At 75.0% G+C, this 11,439-nt stretch carries 9 protein-coding genes and 1 pseudogene; 9 read left to right on the plus strand and 1 reads right to left on the minus strand.

What is annotated here, in order from left to right:
* Positions 1–55: 55 nt before the first annotated feature.
* The 3 genes and pseudogenes from AB0398_RS06180 to AB0398_RS06190 form a co-directional block, all read left to right on the plus strand.
* A complete protein-coding gene (locus AB0398_RS06180) occupies positions 56–1,324 on the plus strand; it encodes an FAD-dependent oxidoreductase (protein ID WP_366372656.1) in 1,269 nt (422 codons plus the stop codon).
* A complete protein-coding gene (locus AB0398_RS06185; RefSeq protein WP_366372658.1) occupies positions 1,321–2,433 on the plus strand; it encodes an FAD-dependent oxidoreductase in 1,113 nt (370 codons plus the stop codon). Before AB0398_RS06180 ends, AB0398_RS06185 begins: the two co-directional genes overlap by 4 nt.
* A 189-nt stretch (positions 2,434–2,622) precedes the next feature.
* Positions 2,623–3,150 (plus strand): annotated as a pseudogene (locus AB0398_RS06190) (DsbA family protein); the annotation flags it as partial.
* 39 nt (positions 3,151–3,189) lie between these two features.
* On the opposite strand, the gene AB0398_RS06195 reads toward AB0398_RS06190, so the two are convergent.
* Entirely contained in the window at positions 3,190–3,663 is a 474-nt protein-coding gene (locus tag AB0398_RS06195; RefSeq protein ID WP_366372660.1) for a MarR family transcriptional regulator, read from the minus strand.
* A gap of 184 nt (positions 3,664–3,847) precedes the next feature.
* Here AB0398_RS06195 and AB0398_RS06200 point away from each other — a divergent pair, with 184 nt between their 5' ends.
* From AB0398_RS06200 to AB0398_RS06225, 6 genes are read left to right on the plus strand one after another with little or no spacing between them, the layout of a single operon-like run.
* Positions 3,848–5,350: an amidase gene (locus AB0398_RS06200; RefSeq protein ID WP_366372662.1), complete on the plus strand. Its 1,503-nt coding sequence runs from the start codon at positions 3,848–3,850 to the stop codon at positions 5,348–5,350.
* Positions 5,344–6,012 (plus strand): thermostable hemolysin, encoded by a 669-nt coding sequence (locus AB0398_RS06205; protein WP_366372663.1) that lies wholly within the window; start codon positions 5,344–5,346, stop codon positions 6,010–6,012. The genes AB0398_RS06200 and AB0398_RS06205 overlap by 7 nt, the downstream gene beginning before the upstream one ends.
* Positions 5,999–7,525: an AMP-binding protein gene (locus AB0398_RS06210; protein WP_366372664.1), complete on the plus strand. Its 1,527-nt coding sequence runs from the start codon at positions 5,999–6,001 to the stop codon at positions 7,523–7,525. Before AB0398_RS06205 ends, AB0398_RS06210 begins: the two co-directional genes overlap by 14 nt.
* A 25-nt stretch (positions 7,526–7,550) precedes the next feature.
* Positions 7,551–8,486, plus strand: coding sequence for a TauD/TfdA family dioxygenase (locus AB0398_RS06215; protein WP_366372665.1), 936 nt, complete (start codon positions 7,551–7,553; stop codon positions 8,484–8,486).
* Positions 8,487–8,502: 16 nt separating this feature from the next.
* A complete protein-coding gene (locus AB0398_RS06220; RefSeq protein WP_366372666.1) occupies positions 8,503–9,222 on the plus strand; it encodes a class I SAM-dependent methyltransferase in 720 nt (239 codons plus the stop codon).
* A 38-nt stretch (positions 9,223–9,260) separates the two neighbouring features.
* A complete protein-coding gene (locus tag AB0398_RS06225; protein ID WP_366372667.1) occupies positions 9,261–11,411 on the plus strand; it encodes a methyltransferase domain-containing protein in 2,151 nt (716 codons plus the stop codon).
* Positions 11,412–11,439 lie beyond the last annotated feature (28 nt).

Genomic DNA, 11,439 nt, shown 5'->3' on the forward strand with positions numbered 1-11,439 from the left:
CCGGAGAACCGGGAGAGGTGCGGGCCGGAGCGCGTGCGGCGCCGACGAGCGCGTGGTGGTCGTCGGCAACGGCATCGCCGCGCACCGGCTCACCGAGAGGCTCGCCGCCCTCGGCCACGGCGGCCCCGTCACCGTCCTCGGAGCCGAGCCCCATCCCGCGTACCAGCGCACCCTGCTCGGGTCGGTCCTCGACGGCAGCCTGGCGCCGGAGGCGGTGACCCTGCCCGAACCACCGCGCGGGACCAGGGTGCTGCCCGGGGTCCGGATCACCCGGATCGACCGGGCCCGCCGGCTTGTGCACGGGCGGACGTCGGCCGGGGAGAGCGTGGCGGAACCGTACGGCACCCTCGTCCTGGCCACCGGGGCCCGGCCGGTCGCCCCCGGGCGCGGCTTCCACTCGCTCGACGACAGCCTGCGGCCGGTGCACGGCCGGGTGGCCGTGGTCGGCGGCGGCGTCCTCGGCGTGGAGACGGCGACGGCGCTGCGGCGGCGCGGCCACCAGGTGGTCCTGGCCCACGCCGGCCCGTACCCGATGCACCGTCACCTCGACGCGACGGCGGGCGCGCTGGTGGTGGCGGCCCTGGAGGACTGGGGCGTCGAGCTGCGGCTGGACAAGAGGGTCGAGGAGGACGAGATCCTCGACGTCGACACCGTCGTGTGGTGCGTCGGCAGCGTCCCCGAGACCTCCCTCGCCCTCGGGGCGGGCCTGCGGGTGCGGCACGGCGTCGTCGTCGACGGGCGGCTGCGCACCAGCGATCCCGCCGTCCGGGCGATCGGCGCCTGCACGGGCGCGCCCGGCCTGGTGGGGGCCCTGGGCCAGGCGGAGACCCTGGCCGCCGACCTGACCGGCGGACCGGCCTGGTACACGGCCCCCTCGCCGATCCTGCGGCCCCGGGTGCCCGGCCTCGACGTGGCCTGCCTGGGCTTCCCGGGCTTCCCCGTCGAACGGACCGTGACCCTGCACGACCCCGCCCTCGGCCGGTACGCGCGCCTCGAACTCGTCCGGGACCGGATCGCACGGGCCGTCCTGGTCGGCCTCCCCGAGGGGATCGCGGCGGTGAGCCAGCTCTACGACCGGGAGGCGCCCTTACCCGCCGATCCGCTCGGGCTGCTGCTCGGCACCGCGGGTGCCGCGCCCGACGAGTCCGTGGTGTGCCACTGCAACGGCGTCGACCGCGAGGCCGTCGAACGCGCCTGGCACGACGGCGCTCGGTCCGTCGGGGCGGTGGTGGAGGCGACCCGCGCGACCACCGGCTGCGGAGGGTGCTCCGACACGCTCCGCGCGGTGTGCGCGGCACTGGGACCGGCCCGGGAGGCGAGGTGAGGACCCTCGTCGTCGCCGGGTACGGCCCGGCCGGGCACCGGCTGGTCCAGGAGCTGCGCGCCCTGGACGTCTCCGGCACGTGGCGGATCGTGGTGCTCGCCGAGGAGCCGCGGCCCGCCTACAACCGGATCGCGCTCTCCTCCCTGGTCTCCGGGCGCGACCCAGCCGCCCTCGCCCTCCCCGGCGTGCCGCCGGACGCGCTCGTGGACGTGCGCCTGTCGACCACCGTGACCGGGATCGACCGCGCGGGCGGGGCCGTGCGCTGCTCGGACGGCACCCGGGTGCCCTACGACGCGCTGGTCCTGGCCACCGGCTCGCGGCCGTTCGTCCCGCCCGTGCCCGGGCACGACCTGCCGCACTGCTTCACCTACCGCAGGATCGAGGACGTCGACGCGATCCGGGCCGCCGCGCGCCCCGGCCGGCCGGCGGTGGTGGTCGGCGGCGGGCTGCTCGGCCTGGAGGCGGCGGACGCGGTGCGCAGGCTCGGGATGCGCACCCGCGTCGTGGAGACCGCGCCCCATCTGATGCCGCTCCAGGTCGACGCGGACGGCGGGCGGCTCCTGGGGGAGCTGGTCCGGGGCCTCGGCATCGAGGTGCACTGCGGGGCGAGGACGGTCTCGGTCGGGCCGAGGGCGGTGCGGTTCGCCGACGGCACCGAACTCGCGGCCGACCTCGTCGTGTTCTCCGCCGGGATCCGGCCCCGGGACGAACTCGCCACGCCGGCGGGCCTGGCGACCGGGGAGCGGGGCGGCTTCCTCGTCGACGCCCGGCTCCGCACGGCCGACGAACGGATCCGGGCGATCGGCGAGTGCGCGGCCGTCGAGGGCCGCTGCCACGGCCTGGTGGCCCCCGGCCGCCGCATGGCCGGCCTGGTGGCCCGTCAGCTCATGGACCTGGAGGCGCCCTCGTACGCGGACACGGACCAGCCGGCCCGGCTGAAGGTCCTGGGCCTCGGGGTCACCGGCTTCGGGGACGTCCACGCCCGGACCGAGGGGGCGATCGAGCTGCGCGAGACGGACCACGCGACGGGCGCCTACCGCAAGCGCGTCCTCGCGGCCGACGGCGAGACCCTGCTCGGCCGGGTGGAGGTCTCCGCGACGTCCCGGTGAGGGGAGGGGGCCGCGCGTTCTTCGCGCGCGGTTCATCCGGCGGGGCGAGACTGTTCCGCGGAAGGGGGCGGTCCGGCCCGCCGGCCGGAGTCCTTCGAGGTCAACGTGTGATGTCGGCGTGATGCGGACGTGACATTATCGTCCCGGACGTGCCTGGGGAAAACAGCGATTTGAGTATGCTTCATGGCCATGACCGCAGTCATCGACGCCTGGTTCGATTTCGGATGTCCCTTCAGCATGTTGACCCGGCGTCTGCTGGCCGCGGAGTTCGAGGACTTCGGTCCGGCCGTCCGCTGGTACCCCCACGAGGCCGCGGGCGCCGCCCGGAACAGGCTGCCGGCGGCCCGCGTCTGGGAGAGCGGGGTGCGCCCGCTCGCCGACCGCCTCGGAGTGCCGGTCCACCGGGAGCCCCCGCCGTACGCCCCCACCCGGCTCGCCCTCCAGGGCTATCACTACGCGGTGGACCGGGGCCGCGGCGCCGCCTACTGCGACCAGGTCTTCGACGCGTACTTCCGGGAGCGGCTCGACATAGCGGAGCCGGGGGTGCTGGCCGGGGCGGCCGGGCGCGCGGGGCTCGATCCGGAGCGGTTCCTCGCCGCGGTGGACTCGCCCCGGTACGCGCGGCGGCACCGCACGGCGGTGGCCCGCTGGCCCTCGGTGCGGACGACGCCGACCGTGGTGTCCGGCGGCTACCGGGTCGAGGGCGTCCCCAACCCCGTGCAACTGGCCCGGCTCGCGGCCCTGTCGGGACACCCCCTAGTGCAGGCGGGGCATCGCCCGCTGGTCGAGGTGGCCGAGGGCGGTCGCGAGGAGGTCGTCGAGCCGCTCGGCGAGCCCGTCCGGCAGCCGGTCGAGCAGCTCCGCGTGCGCCGCTGTGGCTGAGGCGAGCACCGAACCGGCCAGGGCCTCGCCCTCCGCGGTGAGCTGCACCCAGGTGCTCCGGGCGTCGTTGGCGTTGGCCTCCCGGGTGACGTAGCCGGCCTGCACCAGCCGGAGGGTCACGTTGCTGGTGCCGCCCGAGGACAGCTCGCACAGGGCGGACAGGGCGGTCGGGCGGAGCCGGTGGCCCTCGGAGCGGTACAGCGCGAGCAGGACGTCGGTGTCGGCCTGGGTGAGACCGGCGTCGGCCGACGCGGCCCGGGTGGCCGCGTTCACGAGCTGGGCCAGCCGGTTCGCGTGGCGGGCCAGCCGGTCCAGGGGGATCGCCCCGGCCGGGGCTTGGTCGTTCATGCATCTCCTCGTCGTGCGGCGGGCCGCTCGTCCGCCCGTGGTGCCGTCCTGACGCACCTATCCCATTTTTGCGGCACGCGGGCAAGCCCCGCGCACCGGGGGCGGTTGATGGACCTCCGCCCGGAGGCTACTCTCTCAGGAGAAAGCTTTAATAAAAGCTATCGGTTGGGAGGGGAGAGGCCGTATGACCTCCTTAGGGGAATTACGGGGGCTCGACGGGCACGCGCAGGCTCGACTCGTCCGTGACGGAGAGCTGACGGAGGCCGAACTGCTCGGCGCCGCCGTCGACCGGATCGAGCGGTACGACGGCCCGATCGGCTCCGTCGCCGTCACCGCCTTCGAGCAGGCGCTCGCCGAGGCCGGCGAGGAGCCGCGGAAACCGCCCGGGGGAGCACCGCCCCACGGATCGCCGCTCCGGGAGCCACCGCTCCGGGGAGTGCCGTTCCTCCTCAAGGACCTCGGCCCCACCGTCGCCGGCATCGAGGCGACCATGGGCTCGCGCTTCCTCGCCGGCTTCGTGCCCGACCGGGGCAGCGAGCTCGGCGACCGGTTCCGCGCCGCGGGCCTGCGGGTGCTCGGCAAGGCCAAGACCGCCGAGTTCGGGGTGCTGCCCACCACCGAACCCCGCCACCAGGGTCCGACCCGCAACCCCTGGGACCCCGCGCGCAGCGCCGGCGGCTCCAGCGGAGGATCCGCCGCGGCCGTCGCCGCCGGCCTGGTCCCCGTCGCGCACGCCAACGACGCCGGCGGCTCCATCCGCATCCCCGCCTCCAACTGCGGGGTCTTCGGCCTCAAGCCCACCCGGGCCCGCACCCCGCTCGGACCCGCCGTCGGCGACCTGATGAACGGACTCGCCTCCGAGCACGTGGTCAGCCGCTCGGTCCGGGACAGCGCCGCCGTGCTCGACGCCGTCGCGGGCCCCGCCCCCGGCGACCCCTACTGGGCGCCGCCCGCCCCCGCCGGCTCGTTCCTCCGGGCCGTCATCGACGCCCCCCGCCTGCGGCCCCTGCGCATCGCCTTCACCCTCAGGCCCGGCAGCGGTGGCTGGCTCGACCCCGCCTGCGCGGAGGCCGTCCGCGAGGCCGCCGGGCTCTGCGCCGACCTGGGCCACGACGTGACCGAGGCCGAACCCGCCGTCGCCTTCGCCGACCTGGTCGAACCGTTCCTGGCGCTCTGGGCCGCCGGAGTGTCCTCCGCCATCACCTCATACGCGCTGCTCAGCGGCCGGACCCCGGAGCCGGACGGCTTCGAGGAGCTCACCTGGGACCTGTACGAGCGGGGCCGGAGCCTGAGCGCCGCCGACTACCTGCTCGCCGTCACCGCCCTCCAGCGGGCCGCGCGCGGACTCGCCGCCTTCCACGAGGAGTACGACGTGCTCCTCGGCCCGGTCACCGCCGAACCGGCCCCGCCGCTCGGCACCTTCGCCACCGGCTCCCCCCGCCGGCAGCTCCTGCGGGCCGTCGAGTTCTGCCACGAGACCCCACTGGCCAACCTCACCGGGCAGCCCGCCATGTCCGTCCCGCTGCACCGGACCGCCGCCGGACTCCCCGTGGGCGTCCACGCGACCGGACGCTTCGGCGAGGAGGCGACCCTGTTCGCCCTCGCCGCCCAGCTCGAACAGATCCGTCCCTGGGCGCACCGTCTGCCCGACCCCGAGCACTCGCGAGCGGAGACACGGACGTGCTGAAGATATCCCTGGCCCTGCGGGACACCGACGGCTGGCACCGGGCCGGCGAACTCGCCCGCACCACCTACGCCGAGACCCACGCCGCCGACGTCAAGCCCGACCCGGACGCGTTCGTCCTGGCCGTCCCCTCCGAGCGCGACCCGGTGCCCGGCGGAACCGTCCTGGCCTGCGCCGGCTGTACGTACGCAGCCCCGGACCGGCCCTTCTTCTCCGAGCGCTACCTCGACACCCGCATCGAGGAGGCCATCGCGGCCCGCACCGGCACCCCCGTCGACCGCGACCGGATCATCGAGATCGGGGCGCTCGCGGGACCCGGCGGAGCGGGACGCGAACTGATCCGGGTCATCCCGATCATCGCCTGGACCATGGGCATGGAACACATCCTGTGCACCGTCACCCGGCAGCTCCGCGACCTGCTCGCCCGCCTCGACATCAACTACACCGTGCTCGGCGAGGCCGACCCGGACCACCTGACGCCGGAGGAGCGGGCCGCCTGGGGCACCTACTACGACCAGCGCCCCACCGTCGGCTTCATCGACCTCGCCCGGCTCGCCGGCCTGTTCGCCGGGGCGACCGGCCGGTACGCCTTCTTCGCGCCCGTCGTCGAGCTCCTCACCGACGCCACCACCCCCCGGGAGGTGGTCGGCCGTGCGGGCCGTTGAGAACGCGCTGCGCCGCCACGCCGAGACCGACCGGCCCCTCGTCCGGGTCCTCGACGGCCGGGGCGGCGTCGCCTCCGCCCACGGCTACCGGGAGATCACCCGGGCCGCCCGGGCGCTCGCCGACGGGATCGGCACCGGCGCCGGCCGGATCGGCGTCCTGTGCGGCAACACGCCGGAGTTCGTCGTCGCGGACCTCGCCCTGCTCGCGCTGCGCGCCACCGAGGTCCCCGTGCCGCTGGCCTTCTCGCGCGAACAGGCCGCCGGGCTCCTGGAGGAGGCCGACGTCTGCCTGGTGGACGCGCAGGGCGCCGCACGGCTCGCCGAATGGGGACCGGTGCTGCCCGAGGGCTGCCGGGTCGTCGAGGTCTCCCTCGCCGCGCTCGCGGGCGGCACCGCACCGTACGCCGTGCCCGACGGCGACGAGGACTGGATCTGCAAGATCATCCACACCTCGGGGACCACCTCGCGCCCCAAGGGCGTACGGATCCGGGCCCACGGCGTCGGCGCCCTCATCGACTCCCTGCACGGGGCGATGCCCACCGGGGCCTTCACCGGCTACCTCTCCTTCGTCCCCTTCAGCCTCCTCATCGAGCAGGTCACCGGCCTGTACCTGGTGCTGCTCGACGGCGGCTGCCTGACCCTGCTGCCGCCCGGCACGCCGCTCGTCGGCACCAGCGGCGGCGCCGTCGAGGCCGCGCTCCCGCAGCTCGCCGCGGCCCGCCCCACCGCCCTCGTCGCCACCCCCGCGCTCGCCAACGCGCTCCTCGACGCCGCCCGCCGGGCCGCCGCCGACGGACTGGACGTCGCCCCCGCCCTGTTCGGCACCGAACGGGCGCCCCTGATCTGCTGCGGCGGCGCCCCCGTCCACCCGGAGACGCTGCGCGGACTCGACGCGTTCGGGATCGCCGTGTACGAGGGCTACGGACTCTCCGAGAACAGCTCCGTCGTCAGCTGGAACACCCCCGGCGCCCGCCGCGTCGGCACCGTGGGCCGCCCGCTCCCGCACGTCCGGGTCCGGCTGGACGAGGAGGGCGAACTGCTCGTCTCCAGCTCCTCCCTCTTCGACGGCTACACCCGCGAGGACCCCTCCAGCTGCGCCGTCGTCGACGGCTGGCTGCACACCGGCGACCTCGCCCGCGTCGACGAGGACGGCTACCTCACCATCACCGGACGCAAGAAGAACGTCATCATCACCTCGGCGGGCCGCAACGTGGCACCCGAGTGGGTCGAGGCCCAGTACGCGCGGCTGCCCTTCGTCCGAGCCGTCGCCGTCGTCGGCAACGACCTGCCCGCCCTGCACGGCCTGTTCGTGATCGACCCCGCCGCCGACCGGATCAAGGCGGAGCACACGCTCGCCGCGTTCGGCGCCGAACACCTCTCCGAGGTCGAACGGGTCGAGACCGTCCACCTGATGGGCGCCGACGACGAGGCGTACCGCAGGCTCTTCACCGTCACCGGACGCCCCATGCGCAAGGCCGTCGTCGAGCACCTCCTCACTCACCGATCGCGATGACAACCGCGAAGAACGAGAGGTCAACATGTCTGTGAGCCGGCCGGAGACCACGCCCCTCGGCACGGGCACCGGAAAGCTCGTCACGCCCGGCGCCGACGGGGCGTCCCTCGGCGACCTGGACCCGCGCGCCGTCGTCAGGCTGCTCGCCGAGGCCGGGCACGTCGTCCTGCGCGGATTCCGCCCCTCCGTCGAGGAGTTCTCCCTCTTCGTCAAGAACCACTCCGACCGCGTCACCCTCGACCCCGCCCGCTCCTTCCACGGCGGCGACGTCGCGCAGAAGGTCGACGCCGGCACCGATGCCGTCGGCCTCCACCTGGAGAACGGCAACAGCCCCTTCGGACCCGACCTGACCTGGTTCCTCTGCGAGAAGGCCGCCTCCCACGGCTCGCAGACCACCGTGTGCGACGGCTACCGCGTGTGGGACGCCGCGGAGGAGGCCGACCGGGCCGCCTTCGCGCAGGACATCACGTACGCGCGCCGGGTCGAGGAAGCCAAGTGGAAGCAGTTCGTCAGCCACCAGACCGGCGGCGCGAAGCCCCTGGAGGACATCACCTTCGAGGACTTCCGCGCCCTGGTCGAGAGCGCCCCGGACGGCCGCGCGTCCACCACGCTCGTCCAGCTGGAGGACGGCTCCGCCCACTACACGTACCGCACGGGCGCCGCCCACGCCACGCTCTTCGGCGAGCGGCTCTCCTGGGCCAACAGCGTCTTCGGCCCCTCCTACAACTACGAGAGGCCGGTCATCTCCTTCGCCGACGGCAGCCCGCTCGGCGAGGAGCTGACCGCTCGCATGAAGCGGCTCACCGACCGGCTCACCGAGGACATCGAGTGGCAGGACGGCGACGTCGCGCTCATCGACAACACCCGGGTGATGCACGGCCGCCGGGCCATCACCGACACCCGCCGGACCATCTACAACGCCCAGAGCTACGTCCGCCGCGACCTGCTCGCGTCCCTCTGAGAGCGGGAGACCCACCGTGACCGTCCAGTCCGCCGCCCCGGGCCCCGCGGGGCTCGACGACCCCGCCGTCCGCGCCGTCCTGAACCGGCTGTACTCCCAGGCCGAGCGGGACGACAAGGAGGTGATGGAGCGCGCCCACGCCGACGCCGCCCGGCTGGCCGCCCCGCCCACCCCCGCCGAGGCCAGCGCGCTCTGCGCCGACGCGCTGCTCCCCGTCGACCCGCACACCGGGCGGCTGCTGTACACCCTGGTCCGCATGCTGCGCCCCCGGCTCGTCGTGGAGTTCGGCACCTCCTTCGGCACCTCGGCCGTGCAGATCGCCGCGGGCCTGCGGGAGAACGGCCGGGGCCGGCTCGTCACCACCGAGCTCGACGCGAGCAAGGTGCGCCGGGCCCGGGCCAACCTCGGCGAGGCCGGGCTCGCCGACCTCGTCGACGTGCGGGAGGGCGACGCGCTGGAGCTGCTGCGCGCCTTCGACGCGCCCGTCGACCTCGTCCTCCTCGACGGCTGGAAGGAGCTGTACCTGCCGGTCCTGGAGGTCCTGGAGCCCGTCCTCGCGCCCGGAGCCGTGATCGTCTCCGACAACCTCTCGATGCTGCCCGCCGCGTACCTGGAGCGGATCCGGGACCGCGACCGGGGCTACGTCTCGCTCGACCTGCCGCTCGGCGACGGCATCGAGCTCACCACCTGGACCGGAGCGGCCGGGGCCGCCGACGCCCGGCCCGGAAACGCCTGAACCGCCGGACATCCGAAGCACCCTACGGAGAGAGACCCATGCCATCCCTGTACGACCCGCTCACCGCCGGCGCCCTGGCCCTGCCCCACCGCGTCGTCATGGCCCCCATGACCCGCAACCGCGCCGGCGCCGACGGCGTGCCCGGCCCGCTGATGACCGAGTACTACGCCCAGCGGGCCTCCGCCGGGCTGATCGTCACCGAGGGCGTGCGGATCAGCCCGGCCGCCGCCGGACCGGCCGGCCAGCCCGGACTGCACACCCCCGAGCAGATCGCCGGCTGGGCGGAGGTCACCGGCGCGGTGCACCGGGCGGGCGGGCGCATCGTGGCGCAGCTCTCCCACCACGGCCGCATCGCCCACCCCGACCTGCTGCCCGAGGGCTTACGGCCGCTCGCCCCGTCCGCCGTGACCGCGCTCAGCGACGCGCGCACCCCGAAGGGGCTCGTGCCGACCGTGGAGCCGCGCGCGATGACCGCCGAGGACATCGCCACGACCCTGGCGGACTTCGCGACGGCCGCCGCCGCGGCGGTCGAGGCCGGCTTCGACGGGGTCGAACTCCAGGGTGCCAACGGGTACCTGATCCACCAGTTCCTCTGCGACAACACCAACCTCCGCGAGGACGGCTACGGCGGCGACCCCGCCGCCCGGATCCGCTTCGCCGTCGAGGCCGTCCGCACCGTCTCCGACGCGATCGGCGCGGACCGGGTGGCGCTGCGGATCTCGCCCGCCAGCGGCTACAACGACACCGTCGAGCAGGACCCCTCGGTGGTCTACGGGCTGCTCGCGGACGCCCTCGACGCCGGACGGCTCGCCTATCTGCACCTGGTGGAGAGCGCGGACGAGCGGCTGAACCGGCTGGTGCGCGAGCGCTGGGCGGGCACCCTGCTCACCAACCCGTTCACCGGGGACGACCCGACCGACCCGGAGACCGCCGCGCGGCGGCTCGACACCGGGGCCGCCGACGCCGTGGCCTTCGCGCGGTACTTCTCCGCCAACCCCGACCTGCCCGAGCGGATCCGCCGGGGCCTCCCGCTCACCGAGCCCGACGAGGACACCTTCCACGAGGGCGGGGCCACCGGCTACACCGACTTCGCCCCCCACCCGGCGGACGCGACCGTCGAGGGCGAGCAGCAGGACCAGTACGCGGGGATCGGCGACCGGTACTCGGACTTCAAGGACACCGCCCCGCTCGCCGGACCCGAGCAGCACAACGTCCTCAAGCACCTCGGCGACCTGAATGGCCGGCGGGTCCTCGACCTGGCCTGCGGGCACGGCCACTACACCCGTCTGATCAAGGCCGCCGGCGCCGCCGAGGCCGTCGGCGTCGACCTGTCCCCGGTCATGGTCGAACTGGCCCGCGCGACCGAGCGGGAGCGCCCGCTCGGCATCACCTACCACGTCGGCGATGCCGTCGCGCTGCCCAGGCTGGGCGCCTTCGACCTGGTGAGCGCGGTGTGGCTGCTCAACTACGCCACCACCAAGGCCGAACTGACCGCCATGCTGCGCGGCATCCACGACAACCTGGCCCCGGGCGGACGGTTCGTCGCGCTCACCGTACGGCCGGAGTTCGAACCCTTCGGACCGAAGTGGGACGCGTACGGGCTGCGGGTGGTCTCGGAGACCCCGGACGGGGACCGGGGGATCCTGGTCACCGACCTCATCGGCACCGAGACCTCCACCATCACCACCTCGCGCTGGAGCCACGGGGCCTTCGCCGAGTGCCTCGCGGCGGCCGGGTTCGAGGACTACGCGTGGGCGGTGCCCGAGGTGCCGGCCGAGTCCGTGGAGAGGTTCGGCGACGCGTTCTGGGACAACTACCGGGCCAACCCGATCCCCGGCCTCCTCGTCGGCACCCGCCCGGTGCCCGGCGCGGGCCGGGTGCGGACCGCCGCGCGGACGCTCGCGGCGGACCTGGCCGGCGGGCGCTGGACCCCGACCGCCCTCGAACGGTCCCTCGCGGGCAAGCTCCTGACCTCCGCCCCGGACGGCTCGTTCCTCACCGCCCGCGCGGTGCGGGACGTCTTCTGGGAGGGCTCGGAGGCCTTCACCCGGGAGAACGACGGCCGGCTCGCGGCGCTGCTCGCGGACGCCGTACCGCTCCTGGAGGCGGCGCCGGGGTCGGAGCCGGCCGGCGAGGAGGCCGACGCGGCGGCCCGGGAGGTCGTCGCGCTGCTGCGCGCACTCGACTGAACGACCGGGCGTTCGAACGTTTTCAGGG

The sequence above is a fragment of the Streptomyces sp. NPDC086147 genome (genome assembly GCF_040702165.1).
In the GTDB taxonomy this organism is placed as follows: Bacteria; Actinomycetota; Actinomycetes; order Streptomycetales; family Streptomycetaceae; genus Streptomyces.

Bases quoted from the DNA above. Each gene is read 5' to 3' on its own strand.
- AB0398_RS06195 (WP_366372660.1), bottom strand. From the start codon at position 3,663: ATGAACGACCAAGCCCCGGCCGGGGCGATCCCCCTGGACCGGCTGGCC.
- AB0398_RS06200 (WP_366372662.1), top strand. From the start codon at position 3,848: ATGACCTCCTTAGGGGAATTACGGGGGCTCGACGGGCACGCGCAGGCT.
- AB0398_RS06215 (WP_366372665.1), top strand. From the start codon at position 7,551: ATGTCTGTGAGCCGGCCGGAGACCACGCCCCTCGGCACGGGCACCGGA.
- AB0398_RS06225 (WP_366372667.1), top strand. From the start codon at position 9,261: ATGCCATCCCTGTACGACCCGCTCACCGCCGGCGCCCTGGCCCTGCCC.